Source organism: Halalkalibacter sp. HAAS-P013 (assembly GCF_056619925.1).
The window spans coordinates 247,237-266,691 of record NZ_JBWQTU010000001.1 but is presented as its reverse complement, the minus strand read 5'-3'; the positions used below and the strand labels follow the sequence as shown (position 1 = coordinate 266,691).

The window sequence follows — 19,455 nt, the reverse complement described above, 5'->3', positions numbered from 1 at the left end:
ACACCCTACTAAAAGCTATAGTTTACATTAGCAATAGATATAGTAAAGAAAGAAAAATAAAAAGATTAGAAAAAAGCAGGAAAGTTATTAATTTTATTAGCAACTTGTTATTTTTCATAATACACTAAAAAACTGCCATAAGAATCATCTTAAAGCAGTTCAGTGGTACTCTTTTAGTTCATATGCCAATAATATAACATGATACTTAAAGCTCTAGTTTTCTTTTACTTTTGGGGGTGACTCTAGCCATTGGTGTTTTATCATTATTTTTGCTCCATCCTCAGCATATAATTCCACTTCGGCTAGGAATCGATTATACATCGCCCCTAAATCTCTTCGTTGGCTAGTTCCGATACCGAGACCATAGAATGCCGCTCCGACACTTGTCAGGGCACTAGCTATGTACATTATCAACTTATCTGAAAAAACTGATTGTGTATTTTCAATCACCTCAGAATCCCAGTACCTGGACGTGGATAAATCATTCTTTCTTAAGTAAGAACCTAGTATTTCACAATGTTTTTCCGCGATCTCTTTTCCTCTAATGAGATATTTTAACACATCATTCGAGTTTGTCATTTGCATAAATCCTATAAGAGTTGCTGCTCCAAAAGCATTACGTTGAAAATTATTAAATAAATTAGTGATTTCAGTAGCTGTCAATGCTCTTTTCTCTCCCAAAAATCCAGCCAAAAAATTTTGATGTTCTACATAATCTATTTCCTGTTCTTTCTCGATATATGGAGATCGAACGTAAAGCCCCTTTGATAGCATAAGTTCCTTAGTGCTCTCATAAAGCTTAACAGAATCGCTTAAACACTTCTTAAAAAATTCTGAACAGTCTTTTCTAACTGCTACTGATAAGTTCGTAGCGTGAGCCCTTAAACCAATTTTTGAAAACTCATGTAAATACTCAATCATAAAGTTATCGGTATAAATTCTCAGTGATGTGGGTTTCACATCTTCGTTTTCTTTAAAACCATGTGGAACTACACGACCGTCCTCACTAAACATCTCTGCAATTTTTTGTATATGAATAGTTGCAGCATCATTAGTAAACTGGATTACCTTTTTTACCTCTGCATCCTCAACAGTTTTTAGAAAATAGCTTAATATGCATACTTGAGAACTATCGCTCATATAGGTAGCCCATAGCTGAGAAATTTCAGCTGAAGTCAATTCGTTAATCAGACCATTATCATTATCCATTGGTTAATCCCTCCGAATAGTTATTATCTTTATTGTTATGTCCTATACTTTACCAATTAATGTATTGATATTAAGTCGTACCCTTAGCACAAAACAAGAAGTGCACCATCTAATGGGAACGGCTGCACGAGTGTGGCTTTTTTTCTTATTCAAGTTAAGGGTAGAATGAAACAGAGTATGCTTAAACTGAAAAGCGTTGCTCTGTTTATTCAGGTTTCCCATGCTAGAATGAGTTTGGGATTATATGTAATTTTAGTAATATGAGACTGCCTTCAAAAGGAATATGGGAACTTAAAGCTTATGTTAATGATGACTTATTTAACTTGGGAAGAAGCTGGTGTATTATCGCTCGCAGCTCTTACAGCATATCGTGTATTGTTTACGAGGGGGCGTATACACAGAGAAATGAAGGTTCTTATCTCTGGAATCGGCAGTGGAGTAGCAACATTTTTATTGCAATTTGCAAAAGCTGTGGGCGCTACGGTATATGTCACTTCTCGTTCGTTTGAGAAATGTAAGTACGCCCTAGAACTTGGTGCTGATAAAGCGATTGATAGCAATGAAGATTGGAATAAAGCGCTTGGTGGCGAAAAAATAGATCTAGTAATTGAGTGCGTTGGAGCTGTTACGTTTAATAAGTCTCTCAGCCACATTAGCCTTTTACATTTCCAATAAAGTGAAAAAAGTATCGAATAATTAGTACGATGAAAAAGGAGTTGACTACACAGCTCCTTTTTCCTATTAACTCTAATAAGCAGTTAGTGTTGAAATATATACTTAAGGTGGTGAAGAGATTGAAGATTACAGACGGGCAAACGGATATCATATCTGTTTGTCCTTTGTCCAGAAAAAACTAGTTATAGGCGGTCCATAGAGATCGGAAACATACTAAAATTAATAATATATTTTGCTACTAATGGTATCATTTATATTAACTTATGCTAGTTTGAACGAAATGTATAAGAGCATAACCTAAGCGTATAAAAATTCAAGTTATGTATTAGTATAGTTGACTTCTCAAGAATGAAGGTAATATATGTTCACATTTATCGGTGTGTAATTTGATATTATGAGGGACTTTTATAATGAGGAGTGAAACGATGGGAAGAAATAACGGTATACCCGGACCATCGGGACCCTAAGGAGAGCAAGGTCGCTTGTAACCATACTGATCAACAAGCTGAATCACCAGTAGAACCTCAAGCAGAAATAAAAGAACAAGATTCCCCTACAAGCCCCTTACCTGAAATATTTTGATAGAATGACAATTTAAAATTTGGAGATGAGATGATGATTGTTGCACAGGATGACACCGGCCAATTTAATACAATTCAAGCAGCGGTAAATAGCATTCCAATTGAAAATAAAGAAAAAATTACGATTCAAATAAAAGAAGGCGTATATAAAGAAAAATTGGTTATTGATAAACCGAATATTACACTTGAAGGTACTGGACGAGACAAGGTCATAATTACATTTGGAGATTATGCTAGGAAAATACAAAAGAATGGAGAGGAAATGGGGACGTTCGGATCTTATACTAGCTTAATTATAGGGGATAATTTTTCAGCAAAGAATGTCACGTTTCGAAATCATGCAAGATCCGGATCTATAGTTGGACAAGCTTTAGCTGTATATATAGACGCGGATCAAATTTCATTTGAAAATTGCTCTTTTTTAGGTAATCAAGATACAGTGTTCACAGGCCCATTGCCACCTAAGCCAATGAAGGGGGATAGCTTTGGTGGTCCTAGAGATGGTCTTGAAAGAAAAGTAGGTAGAAGCTACTTTAAAAACTGTTATATCGAAGGGGACGTTGACTTTATTTTTGGTTCAGCGATTAGTGTTTTCCATCAGTGTGAGATCTTTTGCCTTGATCGATCGATGGATGTGAACGGTTATCTCACTGCTGCATCTACACCCGAAGACACCAAATTTGGTTATGTTTTTATTGATTGTCATTTAACAAGTAACGCTGCGCCAAACTCTGTTTATTTAGGACGACCGTGGAGAAATTATGCGAAAACAGCATTTATTAATTGCTGGATGGGAGAGCACATAAAAGAAGAGGGCTGGCATAATTGGAATAAGCATGAAGCAGAAAAAACAACATGCTATGCAGAATATAACAGTCAAGGACCAGGTGGGAATATGGATAAAAGAGTAAGTTGGGCAAAGCGACTAACAAAAGAGGAAACAAAAGAGTATTCAATTGAAAACATATTAGGAATTTGGCAAAATCAACTCTAAAAGGAAGAAAAGATGGACACGTATTAAAACGGCTATTTGAGTTCGAAGTAGTATAAAATCATTTATCAAAATATATACTAATCAAAAATAGGGAAAGAATTATTTAACTTCCCGTAATCCCTTCCCTTCATGAATCTCTTGAATCCCTTCTTTACAAAAACCAAAAGAACGCCAGGAACAAGTTTCGTTGGCACTGAAAAAGTCTTTTTTAGCAGATTCGAGGAAGCAGCAATGGCTCCACACGTTGCGCGCCTGCTATGAGAAAACCACTCATAGCAGGCTTTAAGACAAAGCAACGGTTCCGCTCATTGCTTAAAGGCCATTGAAAAAGGTCAAAACCATACCTTTTTCAGTGGCCTCACAAGTTTCACAGATAATTTCTATATCAGAGGGAATGGCATGCTTTCTAATACAGGACTCGATGTACTCCCATTTTACAATTTGCCCGCTTTCAAGCTCCATCTTTGCTAAGATAACGGTGTCTTTTTCATAAATATTTTTGCTATGGCAATGATATTCTCCTGAGTTCGGATACTTTTCACACAAGTCGTCTGGACCTTCTACAAGCTGGATCCACGTGTCGGGTTTTTCTCTCAACGTCTGGTGCAACTGGGTCATGTTTTCCACGTATTCTTGGGAATAGCCCATCCCCCTATAGCCCAAAAGACAAAAAAGGTGATGTCCTCGTAGTTTATACATAATTCGCCCCCTAGTTCTAAGTTCAATCAGGTTAATTATGTCAACTTATAAATGTAATCAGTTAACAATATTCATTTTATCACAACATATTACATCAACTGTAACTTTTAATATATATAAACAAAAAATATAGGCTATTTTCTTTATTTATTGAATAATCCTTCCTTTTTTATCAAAAATAACATTGTATTACTATTTTATAGGAGATGAATAGATGAAAAAGAAAATGTTGCAATTGATGTTTGTTGTTGTTCTTTTATCTTGTTTCCATACCTCAGATATCATGACTGTTAATGCGAATGAACCAGGCTCAGGAGAGATGTCGCAACAGTTCTGGTGGAAAAAAGACAAGACAGATAAGCCTAAGGAAGACTTTCCTGATCTTAGAGGAGGGCCTGAAAACCCGGAGAGAGATCGTCAGCAACCTGTTGATATGACGATCTTACAGCAACGGTATCCAGATACGTTTATCTTACAAGGTCCTACTGATCAAAACAGGATCGCTTTAACCTTCGATGATGGTCCTGATCCACGTTTTACTGAGGATGTACTAAATGTCTTAAATCAGTATAATGTACCAGGTACGTTTTTCTTGATGGGGTCAAGGGCTATTGCTTATCCAGAAATTGTACAGCGTATTAATAATGAAGGTCATGTCATTGCTAACCACACATATTTCCATCCTAACCTTGTTAAAAAAGCCGATATCCCAACACTTGAAAGGGAAGTAACAAGAACTGAAGATGTTCTGAATGACATTATTGGTTATCGAACAAGCCTATTCCGACCGCCATATGGCTTTTTATATAATGAATTAGTCGAGAAGCTTGCTGAGATGCAATATTTAATTATCGGCTGGACAGTCGATTCATTGGATTGGGAGGAAGATCCACCAGAAGTAATTGCTTCGAATGTGTTAGATAGTGTTCATCCAGGAGCGATTATTCTTATGCATGACGGTGCAGATTGGGATGGTGATAGAACGAATACAATTGAATCGCTTCATCAAATTATCCCAACTTTACAAGAACAAGGCTACGAATTTGTCACAGTACCTGAATTATTGAATGTTCCATTTGCGAGATAAACAATGAACCGACAGCTGAGGCTGTCGGTTTTCGTATTCTAAGGATAAGCTGTATTATTTAAATTTAAAGTGGAAGACTCTCTAGATTAGTTCATCAGTTCTCGTTATTATTTATAGAGAAATGATTCTTACACATTTCAAGGGATTCTGATATAACAGTCATGATCATCGATACAGGAACAACAGAACCTGCTCCAAGTGGAGTGCAACATACCCATCGCTACTTTACCTTTACAAGCTTTGATGCTGAACATAAGCATATGATTAAAGGTTGTCACTGGCCCCGCTATTTTTCTCCCTAGTGGAGGGCATTATCATGAGTTCAGTGGGGTTACTTCTATTGATGGTCCAACACCACACAGACACAAATATCGTGGTAGAACAAGTTTATAGTCAACAAAATAATAGATTGAAAATAGAGTAATTGCCCTCAACAAATACCGTGTCTCTCAAAATCTCGCAACATAAACTATCTAGTAAGAAGGGTATCTTTTATTGAAAGGAGGGACACGACATGTCTTACGGAAGCAACTTTGCGTTAATTGTAGTGTTGTTTATTTTATTAATCATTGTTGGAGCAGCGTTTTGTTAAGACTTACTAAGTAAGGAGAAAAGAGTCAACATTTTTTTGTGTTGACTCTTTTCTTTATTTGAACATTATAGAAGACTGCTATTGGGCTAAACCTAAAAGGTGAACTTAAGTATAACGAAGTGTCATAACATTAAATTCCTCTTTTTTATAAAAGGTGTGGTTTTGTCACAATTGCTATATTAAAGTTATTTCCTGTTTTTTGAAAAGCGTGAATAAAATTCTAGCATTATAGTAATTGAAGTAGCACAATAAAATAACTAGAAATGTAAAATTCCGAGGTAATATTATCCAATTGTGTATAGATATTTACAATAGTCTGAAAAGATATTATAGTCGGAAGTGTAAGACTCATAATACTTAAGGAGGGGGAAGGCAGATGTTATTTGACTTTGTTAAAATGAAGTCTATATTAATCGGGATTATTGCTGGAATTCTCATTGGGGCTATAGGAACTTTATAGTAGTTACAGTTTCCTAGACAAATTTTTTATTTATTGAGCCTTTAGGATTTATTACTAAATTCTAAACGGCATATTTTTTTTGGTGACTTGAACCTTTATAGATTCAAGTCTCTTTTGTCTTATATCTGAACGAAGTCTAAACGAGGGTTACCTTCTAAATTCTTCTTAATCGTAGACTGATCAACAATAGAAGAATTTACATGAATTCACGAGGAAAGAAAATGTAATTTAAACAATAATAATTTTTGTGGAAGACGGATAGGGCTTTCGATATTAAATGAAAAAGAACTCATTAAAAAAGGCAGTAAGAAGGAAGAAATAAATGAGAAAAGTTGGTTACTCTAATCTATATCAATAAGGAATAGGAGAGTAACTATGTTTTCGGCAGTAATGTGGGGAGCTGTAGCAGGTTCATCCCTCGTATTAGGTGCATTACTTGGAATTTATAAGGATATTCCTAACAAAGTGTCAGCCTTTGTGATGGCATTTGGAACAGGTGTACTCATTGGAGCAGCAACCTTTGAACTATTGTCCGATGCAGTTCGAGATGGCGGCATTATTTATCCATCTCTTGGCTTTCTAATTGGCGCAACATTGTTCATTGTTGCTGAACTCATCATAAGCAAAAAAGGAGGACAGGAGCGGAAACGCTCAAAAGAAAATCCTTCAAGTCACTCTGGAATGGCTATTTTTATAGGAACGATTATTGATGCCATTCCTGAGTCTGTCATTATAGGAGTAAGTTTGCTTGAAAACCAGTCTGTAAGCTGGGTTATTGTTATTGCCATTTTCATAAGTAATTTTCCAGAGGGATTATCAAGTAGTATAGGTTTCAAAAAGGATGGCTATAAAAAAGGGAGAATTTTATTTCTCTGGTTAGTTGTTATGGTTTTGTCTTCTGTAAGTGCCCTTTTAGGATATGCGTTAATCGATCCTGCTTCAACAAAAGTTATTACAACAATTGGCGCTTTTGCCGCAGGTGGGATTTTTGCAATGGTGTCATCAACCATGCTTCCCGAGGCTTTCGAAGAAGGAGGCCCGATTGTGGGGTATGTGTCTGCTTTAGGATTATTAACTGCTTTGATTTTAACGTATTTTGAGTAATTCATAATTTGAAAAAAGGCACAACTTAATTTTAACTGGTTCTGTTCCAAGGGGGAAAATTTAGTTATTTGGCTAAACAAACATAGGGGGTCATCTACGACTAATTCACAGTATAATTAACATAAAAACGCCTGGATTAAGCTTTTTTATTTTGTTTTATTTCCCGCATATGCGAAAAATCATCTCAACATAGCTTAAAAATTAACTTTTGTAAACAACCATAGAAGAATAAAGATAGTTGAACTTATTCCGCAAATTTGAATTAAGGTGCGTTTTCTTTGAGCGTTGTTTTTTACAAAGTATATCGCAGCCCATATCGCAGAGACTACTCCTAATACTGCAATGCTAATCCAAAATAACATAATAAATTCCCCCTTCGAGATAATTAAAAGTATATGTAAGTTAATTTGGATAATACGAACTCCTGCATGAATCGCAAGTAGAGCCTCTGTAAATATGAAATTCATACCGAGTACTAAGCAACTAATTATTTATTATTTAGTTTATCAATTTTATTAGAAATCTCGTCTAGTTTTTTTAGAAGTAATATATCATTATGATTTTTTGCGCGCATAAAACGTAGAATGCTAATTAAGAAATAAATGATAAAACCAATGATAGATAAGTATAAAAGTAACCCAATCCCATAACCACTCATAGAAGAACACCACCTTAAATAAGAAATGTAAATATCATTTCTTATTTTATCATTGATAAAGAGTTATTTGGAACTTATATCCATCAGTTACTAAAATTTGTGTAATTGTTTTTATGTATGGGGGAATGACAATCATTGTTACAGAATTATTATGTGTAAATAGTTTGTTCGGTCAAAGTAACAAAAAGCTCGGGTGACCGAGCTTTTTTGTATAGTAAATTTTATTAAATATTATTGAACTTCGTTTAGATCAATCGTTACTTTCAACTTCTTCAGAAAGTTAGGCGAATCCATCAAAACTGTATTTAAAACGAATTCTTCTTGATGAAATGAATGAGAGAATGTAAGTTGAAATTTATTGTTCGTACCTTCAACTCGTGTCGCTGATTGGTCAGAATCATATCTGGTGCCTTTAGAATCTTCAATCCATATAGCGTTTGCTTGTTCGTATAAATGATCGCCATCTACCGTATAGATTAATGTCAAAACCCCATCTATTTCAACTACGTCCAATACAGTCACTTCTCCTATATCTCCTTGAGGAAGGGTGAGCTGTTCTCCCTGCCATTTTCTCTTTATAATGTTTGGAATGGATTCATCTCTTTCACGGAGAAATGGCTTAATTGTAATTGAATTTGGCAGGGGATCAAGTGCTTCAAAATAATGTTTAAAAGTATGAATCACTTTCCCGCCCTCTGGGCCGCCACCACCACCGCCGCCGCTAAATGGTTCCAGTACGCGACCTTGATCGTCGACTAGTTGGTAATCTAACATCATGTATTTATCATCAAAAAAAGTTTCTTCCTCCATTATTAAGCGAAGATCTATCTCTGTAGATGTTGGAAAAAATGTTATTTTATCATAAAGAATAGTAAGATCAGCTCGCTTTTTCGCATCGTTTATGATAAACATTTTATGATTTCCCTGCAATGTAACTGGAAGTTCAACTGACCAAGATCTTCCTTCACGAGGTCGGATCCCTAGCACAAATGAATCTGGTATATGATCGCGAACACTTATATTAAAAGTTCCTGCATAAAGGCCTTGTTCAATTTTTCTTACATTTCCTCCCATACCTACGTTTCCAATATAGTTTCCATCAATTAATATTTCAAAATCCTGTAGATAATAAGGTCTTTCTTCCGTTTCTATTGTTTCCATTACATAACCTATATGAATTTCACCACCATCATATAGTGTTTCAGTAAATGTAATCACTTGACCATCGACTTCAATTTGCTCTCCAAGTTCTGTTGTTAGACCTTCTTTTGTCCCTTTTTTTACACCTTTGTCGCCAACAAATTCAAATGCAGAGCCAAAGAACGGGAGACTTTTCATTGTATCGGCAAAAGCTGGTGAGAAAAAGGAAGCTCCGAAAGAAATCGAAAGGATAACTATTGCAGCAGTTAATCCAATAAAATATTTCGATCTTTTCTTTCTACGAGGTAATTGTTGAAGTGTTCGTTCAATTCGCTCATCGACACTTTTTGAGAGGGAGGGGTTAACATCTTCTTTTAATTGTTTTTCCCATTTTTCCATGTCGAAACCTCCTCATGTTTTGTTAACTGTTCCCGTATTTTTTCTCTTGCGCGACGTAACCTTGTTTTGATCGTATTCTCCGGTACTTCAAAGATAAGTGACAATTCATAAATAGAAATGTCGTCGAGATGATAGAGCTTAAGCAGTTGCTTTTGCTCTTTTGGAAGAGAATCGAGCATTTGTTCAAGGTCAATTTTGTCATATCCGTGATCCTTTGAATATGGCTCCGTTAATTCTTCTATTGAAACAAGATTCTTTCGATTTCTATTTAACTGATGACACTCATTCAAGACAATCCGCACCAACCAAGTTTTGAAATAAGCTGGCTCTCTTAATGTATGAATTTTTTGATAGGCTTTGAGAATGGCTTCTTGAATTGCATCTGCACAGTCTTCATCACGAGATAAAATCGTCTTGGCGACTCGATACATCGTAACCTTATACGTCACAATCAGCTTTTCGAAAGAGGAAACGTTTCCCTTTTTGGCTTTCTTGACTTCCTTTATATGATCCAATACCGGCGCTCCTTCCTAGGTGTTCTATTTGTTAGATACATAAGTGGTATGTTAGGTTTCATAAATAAAAAATATTCTTTCTTAAGCTTACTACATAGCTGAAGTTGTACAATGATCAATCTTAAAGAGGAAGTCATTCGAGTTTATTTTTGAGAAATCCTTCCAGTAAATAAACCTTCGTGATAAGATCAACATGAAGTATATCTTTTCATAGAGGTGAGTAGAGATGAGACAAGTAGAGCAGAGTACAAAGTTAGATTTAGAGAGAATTGTGTTTATTGGGAGAACATTTGAAGAGTATATGGCGATGTTTTTCCTTTCCAATGATGAGTTAAAGGGAAAAAAGGTACTTGATTGTCCGGCTGGTGTCTGCTCTTTCACGGCAGTGGGAAGTAAAAAAGGTTTGGATATAACCGCTTGTGATATTGCTTATGATCATGCGTGTGAGGACCTGAAAAATAAAGGGACTCAAGACGTTGAGCATGCGATGAAGCATATGGAGCAGGCAAAGGAGAACTACGTTTGGGATTATTTTGAAGATGTAGACGCCCTACGAAATCATAGACTGAATGCATTACATGATTGTTCGAATGACATGAAAGAAAATAATGCACGGTATATTCCCGTTACTTTGCCCTCCTTACCATTTCATAATGATGAGTTCGATGTTGTGTTGTCTGCACATTTTCTATTTATGTATGGAGATCGTTTAGATTACGAGTTTCATTTAGAAACGATAAATGAGTTGCTTCGAGTTACTAAAAAGGAAATAAGGATTTTTCCTTTAGTAAATTTGGAAGGGAAACGTTACGAACACTTGGATCAGTTAAAAAGTGTGCTTGTAGGTAAGGGGTATTCTGTTGTGGAGAAAGAAGTCCCTTATGAATTTCAAAAAAATGCAAATTCCATGATGATTATTCATAAAGCGTAACAATAGAAGGGCAGCATTCGCTTGCCCTTCTATTGGTTTTTTAGATAAAGAGGAATCCCTTCAAGAACGAACTTTTGTTATTGTTTAAGTGAGCTACTAAAGTATCGAGCTTATTTTTTATTAATTTGACGTCCACTTTTCTTTTGGCTCTGTGAACTTGTGTTTCCGATTTGAAATTCATTACCTAATTCTACATCATTTCTTTTATCTTGTTTCTCAATTTGCTCTCTCGTTTGATTCTTGCTTTGTACTCCTTGTTTAGACATTATTTAAATCCACCTCGCTTTCAAATTATTATGGTTTTAATATGCTCAATTAAAAAGAAATTAAAAGGTCAAATTATTACAGAGAAATCTAATATATGAACAATATGGTAAAATAAAGTATTATTAGGTTTTGCTGGCAAATGGATAATGAAATAAAACAAGGAATTCAACTTTTAAAAAAAGCCCGGTTTTAACTCATTTTTGGATTAGGTTACAGGGGAAAATAACTTTAGGATGTAACATACATTACAAGAAAAAAATGGTAATCTATGTTATCATAATTAGGTTGTTATTTTTGGTAGCAACTCAATTTAGAGAGGAGGGATCATGTTATGAGAAGACTTGCTATTATACTTACTGTTCTTTCGTTTTTTGTTTTAACGGCATGTGGAACAGAGACGTTTAGTCAAACTGATATTCTAGGAAAATCAATTGAAGCCGTTGAAGATTTAGAGAGTTATTCAGTGGAAATGGATATGGCAATTAACATGATGGAAATGGAAACAAGCATGACATTAACAGGCGATGTGACACACAATCCAGACGCAATGTATTTAGTCATGAATATGGGCATGCCAGGAATGTCGATGGACTTTGAGGCGTATGCGCTCGAGGAGACTGTTTACATGAGCATGTTCGGTGAATGGATGAAGGTCGATGCAAGCGAGATGGGCTTAGAAGATTTTGATCAACTGAATGAAGAAGAAATGCGAAAATTATTAGAATTTAGTGAAGAGTTTACAATGGTGGAAGAAAACGATGTGTATGTATTAACCCTTTCTGGTAAGGGAGACGAATACAGCGTTTTAATTGAGGATTATTTGAAATCTGGTATGGGCGAATTCAACGACGATGCTAATATGGAAGAAATGATGAATGCTATCCAGGTCAATGATTTTAACATGGAAATTCATATTGATAAAAACACGTTCATGCTAACAACACAAATCTTTAATGCTGACTTACTCATTGAAGAAGGTGGCTTTACGATGCCATTAAGCATGAGCGGCACTGTGAAAATGTCCAATGTGAATGGTGTTGCTCCAATTGAAATTCCTGCAGAAGTTAAGGAAAGTGCTGTAGAAGAAGATGCGACATTTTTAAATTTTGATGGAGAAGGACTTGAGCTATTCGGAGATTATCAAGAATTAAGTATTGCAGAAATACAAGAGATCGTAGACTACGATATTCCAGAAGTACAAAGGATACCTGAAGGATATGAATTAACGGAAAGCTTATACGATGAAGCGATGAAGATGGTGATGATCAGCTATGAGAAGGATCTTGAAAATAGCTTCATGTTATCTGTGATTCCAATAGAAAATGATCCATTTTTCGATCAGTCATTCATTGAAGGAGAAGAAGTGACTGTAAAAGGAAACGAAGCAACCCTTCACGATATGGGCTTTTTTATAAGTCTTAGTTGGGAACAAGATGGTTTGTTGTTTGAATTAGCTGGTAGCGGGGCTGACCTTTCAAGTGAAGTGTTTCTAGAAATGGCTGAGAATTTAGAATAGAGTTTGAATGCCGAGTCTGAATATAATTCAGACTCGATATTTTTATATACGATTACTTGGGATATAAACGCCAGAGAAAATGTAATTTAACTAATGACTTGAATAGGTCGTCCATTTCGGTCTATTTACATGTATTTAATAAAACAAATGAAGAAGGTCGTAGCCAAAGGTAATGAGTAGAGCATATAATCCAATGATGACACTTAGCCCAGAAAATGCAGCCAAAAAATGATCAGAGCCAGAACCAAATTTCTTTTGTAAAATAATCCATATACCTATACCGAGCAGTAATGGAAGAAAACATATAAAAACATATAAAAAAAGTATACTAACCAACCTCTCAAAATTTGTTGTTATCATTAGATTGTCTTGTTGTACAACTTTTATCCAATTATTTTGCTATTAATTAACAAGAGTTTCTTCGGCTTATTAGCTAAGTGACATGTATGGTAAAATAAATAATAAGGAAAAAAACACCAAATACGAAAAAGGTAGGTGTCATTAGATGTACGAACAGAAAACAAAAGAAACTGATAATAGTGTAATTGAATTTATTGAAAAAGTTGAGAGTGCCAAAAAACGACAAGACGCCTATCAATTACTTGAACTATTTACTGAAGCTACAGGATATGAAGCAAAGATGTGGGGGCCGAGTATAATTGGATTTGGTTCCTACCATTATAAGTACGAATCTGGCCACGAAGGTGATGCACCATTAGTTGGCTTTTCTCCTCGAAAAGCAAAAATAAGCTTGTATTTTGCAACGGGCGATCAAGAGAGGGAGGCGTTACTATCTGATTTTGGGAAGCACACAACCGGTAAGGCGTGTGTTTATATAAATAAAGTTGCCGATATCAATACAGATGTTTTGGTTGCGTTGATAAAACGATCTGTAACATTTCTACAAGAGAGGTATCCAGATAGCAAATAAATGATTATTAATCCGAAATCTGATTCGTTTAAGGAAAGATTTGTAAGCGTTGGCGTATTATACTGTCTTCTGAAATAGAGTGTATAAAGAATTGGGATAAGTAAAATCTATACACATAATTGCAGCTGAAAAGGAGATAGTACATTATGGCATATGAAATTAAAGACATGATTATTGACGACGGATTCGATGGTGAGGAGTCAGTGACAGCCGCATTTTCTCAAAATAATAAAGACTATAGTATTACTTTTAATAAATCAGACCTAGAAGTCATTAATACGTGGGTTTTTGAAGATGAAACCTCTTTGCCAGCCAATTTATCTGACAACCTTATTGAATCAATTAGAGAAGATGTTAAAAAGAGAATCTAAATAATCAATAACAAGCTATATTAAGCGAAATTTGCGCTGTTGTTTTACTCACTGTGAGAGGAGAAACCCATTCCTCTCACGCATTTTTCTTCATGACGTTAAAATATTTCCTTACATATTCTTCAACTGATTGCTTCATTAAATGGGGAAACAATCTAACTTCCCTACGATAACCTTTACACACAAATAAATATACTGATAACTCTCCAACTTTTCCTTGGTTATAAACACTGAGTCTTCTCTGAAACATTTCTTTTTTGACCTGACCTAAATCTTTGCCAATTTGTATGATGACTTGTTCAACGAAATCTATATAAGGTTCATTGAATTTTAATTTTGCATTTCGTAAAAAATGCAGATCTCGTTCAAGTACTTTTCTCACTAATGGCAAATAAATAAATTGATTAGCTAAATGTTCATCATCCTTATCGAACATACATTACCAGCTCCACCATTTTTACTTATATCATACACGAATGTACGTTCGTTATACAACTATTTATAAACTAGAAATGAAACGTGCTGCAAATTAGCACGTTTCACTGATTGATCCTTAGACCGCTTTTAAAAATTTGTTTGCTTGATTCTTTTTAATTCTCTTAATATCGAGCTTAATCATAACAGAAACGATTAAAGCAACCATTAACATGATGGTAATGAGAAGAAATGCCGGAGTGTAGCTACCTGTAGCTTCATGAATATAGGACACAGCAATTGGACCGACCACACCTGCTAAAGACCATGCTGTTAAAATATATCCATGAATCGCTCCTAATTCCTTCGTACCAAATATATCTCCTATAAAAGCTGGAAGAGCAGCAAATCCCCCTCCATACGTTGTCATAATAAGAAAAATTAAGAGCTGAAACAAAATGACATTTGAAACGATAGGAAGAGTTAAAAAAGCAATGATTTGGATTATGAAAAAGATAGAAAAAACAGTAGGCCGTCCAATATAATCGGATACACTTGACCATCCAATCCTTCCTCCACCGTTGAAAATTCCCATAAGGCCGACCATAGAGGCAGCAGATGCAACACTTAACCCGACCATTTCTTGTGATAATGGTGACGCAACTGAAATAATCATGATCCCTGAACTAATGTTAATGAAAATCATCGTCCACAGCATCCAGAATCGCTTCGTTTTCACAGCTTCATTTGCAGTAAGTTGAGATAAATCTTCTTTTAATGCGTTTCTACCATTTTCTTTGATTTCATTTGATCCTTGAGGTACCCACCCTTTAGGTGGTCGAACAATATAGGATGCACCAGCAAACATTAAAAGAAGGTATGTTATTCCTAAAATGTAGAAAGTATTCGTAACACCGACACTTTCAATTAATCTTGCGGCAATAGGGCTAGTTACGAGCGCGCCTGCACCGAATCCAAATACAGCTATACCTGTAGCTAATCCTCTTCGGTCAGGGAACCATTTTACTAAAGTCGATACTGGTGAGATATAGCCCAAACCTAATCCAATTCCTCCAATGACACCATACATAAAAAGAAACAAAGGCAGTGATTGAATTGAAACTGCAAACCCAGCCCCAACCTGACCTAAACTAAATAAAATAGCTGCGATCGTCGCTGATGTACGAGGCCCCTTTTTTTCAACTAGACGACCAAGCGTAGCGGCAGATATTCCTAGGAAGGCAATCGCTAAGGTAAATGCAAGTGTTACTTGAGTACTTTTCCATCCGACAGTTTGTCCTATTGGATTTGAATAAACACTATAGGCATACGCAGATCCAATCGATAAATGAATTGCGACAGCTGATAAGGCAATCAGCCATCTGTTTTTTTCCTTGTTCAATGATGATCACTCACTTTCTAATTGATCTTTTTATAGCCGGATATTGTGCAACGATCAATTTCATCGGAATACTCCTCTCATTAATGATTTGGTATATCCAGCTACCCCATTACTAAGAACCAACGGATACTTTTCTTTTTCATTTTATTAAACTAAAGCAACTCTGTATGTGAAAATAATCACAAATAAGTAAAAGAAAAATATAAATAACTCAGACATGAAGGAGAAAGTTTGAAGTATTAAAAGTAGATAGTTTAATCTTTATTGGGAATGCACTAAGGTTATTTGTTTAGTGGAGAGAAGGGGATATTAATGAGAAAAGTAAAAATAGTTTTCACTTTTAGTCAGCTATTTAAATTAAAAGCCCTCACTAGGAGGGACTTAATACTGTTAGTCTTTTTGATCTTCTAACTCTCTATTTACTTTTGAGATTGTAATACGCTCTTCTCCTGTACTTGGTTGTACAGCATCTTTGCTTTTGATCATGTTGCGTTTAGACTTTGAACGCTTACTCATTAGTTAATCACCTCGTTTTAAAATGTGTACAATACAAAATATATTTTTTGCGTAACTAGTCGTTTTTATGTAAGGCTGTTTTCGCATACTTTGTTTTTTTTATGAGTTACGCGTCCTTTACATGTTCGTTGCATTACGCTCCATTTCACTTCGAGGAAAACTACCTTTATAGAAACAATCTTTACAAAAACAGCCTTATGTAAAAAGCACAGTGTTAAAAAAATTAAATAGCAATGGTGATGTAATTATTTTCTTCTTAGTCCCGGTAACTTTTTACCTTTTTATTTCGTTGTACATAGGGGTGATAAAGATGAGAAAAGTAATGCTTTTAGTATTTCTTCTATTAGTAACAATCATTTCAGCTTGTAGTGTCCACAATGATGCTCGAAAGGGTGAATTAGCTGAATATGAAGTCACAAATACTCATGCTGAATTGGAAGAAGGAGATTTTATTTATCGGCTAGTTACAGAAAGAGGTGAGTATAATCAAGGAGATCGAGTAACGATCTATGCAGAATTAGAGTATATAGGTGAAAAGGACGAGGTTACAATTTATCATGCGGCTTCACCGTTCCACTTTCCAATAGTTGAAAAGGTACGTAACTATAAAGTTGATTATTTTATGAATGAACCATTAGTAAGTACAGTTCTAAAAAAAGGGGAGTCTTATCAAGAAGAATATAAGGGGAGTGGTGGTTACAGTTCAGAAGATGATAAACAATATGTAGTCTTTGTGCAAAAAATTGCTGAGAATCAATTCCCAAGTGGATACTATGTTGTGAACGGATTTGCTGACTTCTTTTTAGCTAATGAGGAAGGTCAAAAGAAAAAAGGGTTTCAGATGAATGCACAAATTGATTTTAAAGTCTTACCGCAATAATGAAATGTAACGTGTAATGGATATCATTGCACGTTTTTTTGTCCCTATTGATTAGTAAGTAAGATTTTAAAACGATTTCTATGTATGAAGGAAGATTCTCATCCTCGCTTCAATTGTAACTGCATGACTGGCTTAACTATATAATCATCTAAAATCAATACTTTTGATGAACACGTATCGTGTTCCTCAAATATTTGTAAGAAGTCATGATAAAACGCTACTAATTTCTCAACGAGTAACACATTTTCTTTATCAAATAATCCTGAACGATTGATTAGTATATTATTGTACTTCTTCACTAAATTTCGCGTTCTTTTAAGTAACTTACGAGCTTCTTTCATTTGAAAAATGTCATGGTGATCGATTAGTGATGAGAGATCACAGATTAGTTTATCTTTCAGTTGTAGGTTGATTCGAGCTACCGAATACGGTTCTTTCTCAAAGATAAAGTGCTTCAGCATTAATAAATCTGATTCGACAGGAGTATGCAAGAAATTCAAATAAATACGAAGTGTATTGTACGAATCATACATCGGGTTATGCTTTTCGCCGATAAACTGTAATCCGTACAGTTGTAGTGCCGATTCAACTGAAGCGTTCGTTCGTGAAACTCGCTTCGTGAAAATTTCTTGGAAATCAACGTATCGTTTTTCGATCTTTGTAATCGTTGTATTGGGTATCGCATGTTCAGCAGCATCTATTCTTAAACGGTTTAAATCACTAGGCGACCATGAGAAAAACCGTGACTTTTTAATTCCACCTACCCAAGTTAAAAAGTCTTCAAAAACAGTTTTAAAATCATTTGCCTTAACTAATTGCTTATCTTCTATTCCCGTTAAATTTTTACAGAAGAGACTTAATGGTTTCGTTGATGTAGGTTTAATATACTGGTCAAATGTTGATACCTTTTCAGTTCTAAGATCATATTTAACTGCGCCAATTCGTATAGCTTCCATTGATTCAAATGTCATACCTTTATCAGAACAGAGCATCTCGAAATCAAAGAAGATATATTGTTTTAATTCCGCCATATTAATTTCCCTCCCTCCAACAGGAAATTATATGGAAGAATCGTAAAAAAGAAAAGGACCAATTGATTCCAGTTTAGGATATTTGGTGGTTACTTGGTTTGTTATTGTAATTTTTAAGTATTCGTTACATTCCCGAAATACATTCAAATCAAAAGGAAACGCTTACACAAATGTGTAAGCGTTAATGTGTTTAGCGTGAGCCACCTAATTGTTGTTCGGCCATTTGAACAAGGCGTTTTGTTATCTCGCCACCAACTGAACCGTTTGCGCGGGATGTTGTGTCTGGCCCTAATTGAACACCAAATTCAGAAGCAATCTCATACTTCATTTGATCCAGTGCTTGCTGGACACCTGGTACTAATAATTGATTTGAACTGTTATTATTACTTGCCATGTTTAGAACACCTCTTTCTTGTTTTGTAATGATAGTATGTTTGTAAGTTAGAAATCTTATTCTGGTAATATAATCCATCATCCTAATACAGCGAAACTCAATAGTCAGGAAACCACCATTTGGCACCTGACTATTAGAAAGGATTATTCAGCAATTTTTCCTTCTAGATCTAATTCCTCTAATAAATGATTAATTCTTTTATCAAAAGTGAAAAAGTAAGGTGTATTATCTTTATCAAAAATCAACAAAAGTGGAGAATCATTAGATGGAATGATAAAAATAACTTCACTGACTGAAGTTTGTACCCAATCATTTGTTAGTGATATAGATTGCTCAAGTGGTACTCGGACTAACTTTCCTTTTTGGGGCATCGGTTTGAACTTCTTATAAATATCATTTATATTTTCAAGGTACATTTCTGTTATTGATAAAATGGACGTATTAACTGGAAGTGTACTTATAATTTTATCATGCTCAATGTCATAAACTTCTACAATATTGTCTTCTTTAGCATGAATGTGTATTGGAATTAGTAACATAATGACTAAGAATACGAAAAAAACTTTATACAAAGATAGCACCCCTTTCAATGGTAATATAACCAGAGTAAGAACAAATACTCGGATCTTACATGGAAATCATACATGTCTAACATCAGAATTTGGTTGATCTGTATAATTCACAAAAAA

Annotated in this window: 21 protein-coding genes and 2 pseudogenes; 12 read left to right on the top strand and 11 right to left on the bottom strand. The window is 35.0% G+C overall.

Annotated elements, in window-relative coordinates:
• Window positions 1–213 precede the first annotated feature (213 nt).
• Window positions 214–1,209 (bottom strand): DUF3231 family protein, encoded by a 996-nt coding sequence (locus AC1FXP_RS01465; protein ID WP_480058151.1) that lies wholly within the window; start codon window positions 1,207–1,209, stop codon window positions 214–216.
• A gap of 315 nt (window positions 1,210–1,524) precedes the next feature.
• Here AC1FXP_RS01465 and AC1FXP_RS01460 point away from each other — a divergent pair.
• From AC1FXP_RS01460 to AC1FXP_RS01450, 3 genes and pseudogenes are all read left to right on the top strand, one after another.
• Window positions 1,525–1,863 (top strand): annotated as a pseudogene (locus tag AC1FXP_RS01460) (zinc-binding dehydrogenase); the annotation flags it as partial.
• Between the two features lie 438 nt (window positions 1,864–2,301).
• Complete coding sequence (locus tag AC1FXP_RS01455) at window positions 2,302–2,466, top strand: hypothetical protein (RefSeq protein ID WP_480058150.1); 165 nt, start codon at window positions 2,302–2,304, stop codon at window positions 2,464–2,466.
• Between the two features lie 30 nt (window positions 2,467–2,496).
• Window positions 2,497–3,459 carry a pectinesterase family protein gene (locus AC1FXP_RS01450; protein WP_480058149.1) on the top strand — a complete coding sequence of 321 codons (963 nt, stop codon included), beginning with the start codon at window positions 2,497–2,499 and terminating at the stop codon, window positions 3,457–3,459.
• Between the two features lie 312 nt (window positions 3,460–3,771).
• Here AC1FXP_RS01450 and AC1FXP_RS01445 read toward each other — a convergent pair whose 3' ends face one another.
• Window positions 3,772–4,158, bottom strand: a complete 387-nt coding sequence (locus tag AC1FXP_RS01445; RefSeq protein WP_480058148.1) for a DUF1284 domain-containing protein — start codon at window positions 4,156–4,158, stop codon at window positions 3,772–3,774.
• Window positions 4,159–4,372: 214 nt separating this feature from the next.
• On the opposite strand from AC1FXP_RS01445, the gene AC1FXP_RS01440 reads away from it, so the two are divergent.
• The 4 genes and pseudogenes from AC1FXP_RS01440 to AC1FXP_RS01425 all read left to right on the top strand — a co-directional run bounded on the left by AC1FXP_RS01440 (window position 4,373) and on the right by AC1FXP_RS01425 (window position 7,401).
• Window positions 4,373–5,245, top strand: coding sequence for a polysaccharide deacetylase family protein (locus AC1FXP_RS01440; RefSeq protein ID WP_480058147.1), 873 nt, complete (start codon window positions 4,373–4,375; stop codon window positions 5,243–5,245).
• A 160-nt stretch (window positions 5,246–5,405) separates the two neighbouring features.
• Window positions 5,406–5,638, top strand: a pseudogene (locus tag AC1FXP_RS01435) (YmaF family protein); the annotation flags it as partial.
• 121 nt (window positions 5,639–5,759) lie between these two features.
• Window positions 5,760–5,837 (top strand): YjcZ family sporulation protein, encoded by a 78-nt coding sequence (locus tag AC1FXP_RS01430; protein WP_480058882.1) that lies wholly within the window; start codon window positions 5,760–5,762, stop codon window positions 5,835–5,837.
• Window positions 5,838–6,672: 835 nt separating this feature from the next.
• Window positions 6,673–7,401 carry a ZIP family metal transporter gene (locus tag AC1FXP_RS01425; protein WP_480058146.1) on the top strand — a complete coding sequence of 243 codons (729 nt, stop codon included), beginning with the start codon at window positions 6,673–6,675 and terminating at the stop codon, window positions 7,399–7,401.
• Window positions 7,402–8,290: 889 nt separating this feature from the next.
• Here the strand turns inward: AC1FXP_RS01425 and AC1FXP_RS01420 are convergent.
• Window positions 8,291–9,598 (bottom strand): DUF4179 domain-containing protein, encoded by a 1,308-nt coding sequence (locus tag AC1FXP_RS01420; RefSeq protein ID WP_480058145.1) that lies wholly within the window; start codon window positions 9,596–9,598, stop codon window positions 8,291–8,293.
• Window positions 9,574–10,113 carry a sigma-70 family RNA polymerase sigma factor gene (locus AC1FXP_RS01415; RefSeq protein ID WP_480058144.1) on the bottom strand — a complete coding sequence of 180 codons (540 nt, stop codon included), beginning with the start codon at window positions 10,111–10,113 and terminating at the stop codon, window positions 9,574–9,576. The genes AC1FXP_RS01420 and AC1FXP_RS01415 overlap by 25 nt, the downstream gene beginning before the upstream one ends.
• A gap of 226 nt (window positions 10,114–10,339) precedes the next feature.
• On the opposite strand from AC1FXP_RS01415, the gene AC1FXP_RS01410 reads away from it, so the two are divergent.
• Window positions 10,340–11,044, top strand: a complete 705-nt coding sequence (locus AC1FXP_RS01410) for an SAM-dependent methyltransferase (RefSeq protein WP_480058143.1) — start codon at window positions 10,340–10,342, stop codon at window positions 11,042–11,044.
• 110 nt (window positions 11,045–11,154) lie between these two features.
• On the opposite strand, the gene AC1FXP_RS01405 is transcribed toward AC1FXP_RS01410, so the two are convergent.
• On the bottom strand, window positions 11,155–11,310 hold the full coding sequence (locus tag AC1FXP_RS01405; protein ID WP_480058142.1) for a hypothetical protein: 156 nt from the start codon (window positions 11,308–11,310) through the stop codon (window positions 11,155–11,157).
• A gap of 332 nt (window positions 11,311–11,642) precedes the next feature.
• On the opposite strand from AC1FXP_RS01405, the gene AC1FXP_RS01400 reads away from it, so the two are divergent.
• The 3 genes from AC1FXP_RS01400 (at window position 11,643) to AC1FXP_RS01390 (ending at window position 14,129) form a co-directional block, all read left to right on the top strand.
• Window positions 11,643–12,827, top strand: coding sequence for a DUF6612 family protein (locus tag AC1FXP_RS01400; RefSeq protein WP_480058141.1), 1,185 nt, complete (start codon window positions 11,643–11,645; stop codon window positions 12,825–12,827).
• A gap of 505 nt (window positions 12,828–13,332) precedes the next feature.
• On the top strand, window positions 13,333–13,758 hold the full coding sequence (locus tag AC1FXP_RS01395) for a DUF1801 domain-containing protein (RefSeq protein WP_480058140.1): 426 nt from the start codon (window positions 13,333–13,335) through the stop codon (window positions 13,756–13,758).
• A 146-nt stretch (window positions 13,759–13,904) separates the two neighbouring features.
• Window positions 13,905–14,129, top strand: coding sequence for a hypothetical protein (locus AC1FXP_RS01390; protein ID WP_250097569.1), 225 nt, complete (start codon window positions 13,905–13,907; stop codon window positions 14,127–14,129).
• A 76-nt stretch (window positions 14,130–14,205) separates the two neighbouring features.
• Here the strand turns inward: AC1FXP_RS01390 and AC1FXP_RS01385 are convergent, their stop codons facing one another.
• The 3 genes from AC1FXP_RS01385 to AC1FXP_RS01375 all read right to left on the bottom strand — a co-directional run bounded on the left by AC1FXP_RS01385 (window position 14,206) and on the right by AC1FXP_RS01375 (window position 16,461).
• Complete coding sequence (locus tag AC1FXP_RS01385) at window positions 14,206–14,565, bottom strand: YhjD family protein (protein WP_250097570.1); 360 nt, start codon at window positions 14,563–14,565, stop codon at window positions 14,206–14,208.
• A gap of 117 nt (window positions 14,566–14,682) precedes the next feature.
• Entirely contained in the window at window positions 14,683–15,945 is a 1,263-nt protein-coding gene (locus tag AC1FXP_RS01380; RefSeq protein ID WP_480058139.1) for an L-lactate MFS transporter, read from the bottom strand.
• 390 nt (window positions 15,946–16,335) lie between these two features.
• A complete protein-coding gene (locus AC1FXP_RS01375) occupies window positions 16,336–16,461 on the bottom strand; it encodes a hypothetical protein (RefSeq protein WP_332632398.1) in 126 nt (41 codons plus the stop codon).
• A gap of 310 nt (window positions 16,462–16,771) precedes the next feature.
• Between AC1FXP_RS01375 and AC1FXP_RS01370 the strand changes: the two genes are divergently transcribed.
• Window positions 16,772–17,341: a hypothetical protein gene (locus AC1FXP_RS01370; RefSeq protein WP_480058138.1), complete on the top strand. Its 570-nt coding sequence runs from the start codon at window positions 16,772–16,774 to the stop codon at window positions 17,339–17,341.
• A 98-nt stretch (window positions 17,342–17,439) separates the two neighbouring features.
• On the opposite strand, the gene AC1FXP_RS01365 is transcribed toward AC1FXP_RS01370, so the two are convergent.
• From AC1FXP_RS01365 to AC1FXP_RS01355, 3 genes are all read right to left on the bottom strand, one after another.
• On the bottom strand, window positions 17,440–18,372 hold the full coding sequence (locus tag AC1FXP_RS01365) for a 3'-5' exonuclease (RefSeq protein WP_480058137.1): 933 nt from the start codon (window positions 18,370–18,372) through the stop codon (window positions 17,440–17,442).
• Window positions 18,373–18,562: 190 nt separating this feature from the next.
• The gene (locus tag AC1FXP_RS01360; RefSeq protein ID WP_250097574.1) at window positions 18,563–18,766 is read right to left on the bottom strand and encodes an alpha/beta-type small acid-soluble spore protein; all 204 of its coding nucleotides are present in this window, start codon (window positions 18,764–18,766) and stop codon (window positions 18,563–18,565) included.
• 143 nt (window positions 18,767–18,909) lie between these two features.
• Window positions 18,910–19,338, bottom strand: coding sequence for a hypothetical protein (locus AC1FXP_RS01355; RefSeq protein ID WP_480058136.1), 429 nt, complete (start codon window positions 19,336–19,338; stop codon window positions 18,910–18,912).
• Window positions 19,339–19,455: the final 117 nt, after the last annotated feature.

Excerpts from the sequence above, each read along its gene's own strand:
- AC1FXP_RS01465 (WP_480058151.1), bottom strand. The coding sequence starts at position 1,209 with ATGGATAATGATAATGGTCTGATTAACGAATTGACTTCAGCTGAAATT.
- AC1FXP_RS01450 (WP_480058149.1), top strand. The coding sequence starts at position 2,497 with ATGATGATTGTTGCACAGGATGACACCGGCCAATTTAATACAATTCAA.
- AC1FXP_RS01445 (WP_480058148.1), bottom strand. The coding sequence starts at position 4,158 with ATGTATAAACTACGAGGACATCACCTTTTTTGTCTTTTGGGCTATAGG.
- AC1FXP_RS01440 (WP_480058147.1), top strand. The coding sequence starts at position 4,373 with ATGAAAAAGAAAATGTTGCAATTGATGTTTGTTGTTGTTCTTTTATCT.
- AC1FXP_RS01430 (WP_480058882.1), top strand. The coding sequence starts at position 5,760 with ATGTCTTACGGAAGCAACTTTGCGTTAATTGTAGTGTTGTTTATTTTA.
- AC1FXP_RS01425 (WP_480058146.1), top strand. The coding sequence starts at position 6,673 with ATGTTTTCGGCAGTAATGTGGGGAGCTGTAGCAGGTTCATCCCTCGTA.
- AC1FXP_RS01420 (WP_480058145.1), bottom strand. The coding sequence starts at position 9,598 with ATGGAAAAATGGGAAAAACAATTAAAAGAAGATGTTAACCCCTCCCTC.
- AC1FXP_RS01410 (WP_480058143.1), top strand. The coding sequence starts at position 10,340 with ATGAGACAAGTAGAGCAGAGTACAAAGTTAGATTTAGAGAGAATTGTG.
- AC1FXP_RS01405 (WP_480058142.1), bottom strand. The coding sequence starts at position 11,310 with ATGTCTAAACAAGGAGTACAAAGCAAGAATCAAACGAGAGAGCAAATT.
- AC1FXP_RS01400 (WP_480058141.1), top strand. The coding sequence starts at position 11,643 with ATGAGAAGACTTGCTATTATACTTACTGTTCTTTCGTTTTTTGTTTTA.
- AC1FXP_RS01395 (WP_480058140.1), top strand. The coding sequence starts at position 13,333 with ATGTACGAACAGAAAACAAAAGAAACTGATAATAGTGTAATTGAATTT.
- AC1FXP_RS01390 (WP_250097569.1), top strand. The coding sequence starts at position 13,905 with ATGGCATATGAAATTAAAGACATGATTATTGACGACGGATTCGATGGT.
- AC1FXP_RS01385 (WP_250097570.1), bottom strand. The coding sequence starts at position 14,565 with ATGTTCGATAAGGATGATGAACATTTAGCTAATCAATTTATTTATTTG.
- AC1FXP_RS01375 (WP_332632398.1), bottom strand. The coding sequence starts at position 16,461 with ATGAGTAAGCGTTCAAAGTCTAAACGCAACATGATCAAAAGCAAAGAT.
- AC1FXP_RS01370 (WP_480058138.1), top strand. The coding sequence starts at position 16,772 with ATGAGAAAAGTAATGCTTTTAGTATTTCTTCTATTAGTAACAATCATT.
- AC1FXP_RS01365 (WP_480058137.1), bottom strand. The coding sequence starts at position 18,372 with ATGGCGGAATTAAAACAATATATCTTCTTTGATTTCGAGATGCTCTGT.
- AC1FXP_RS01360 (WP_250097574.1), bottom strand. The coding sequence starts at position 18,766 with ATGGCAAGTAATAATAACAGTTCAAATCAATTATTAGTACCAGGTGTC.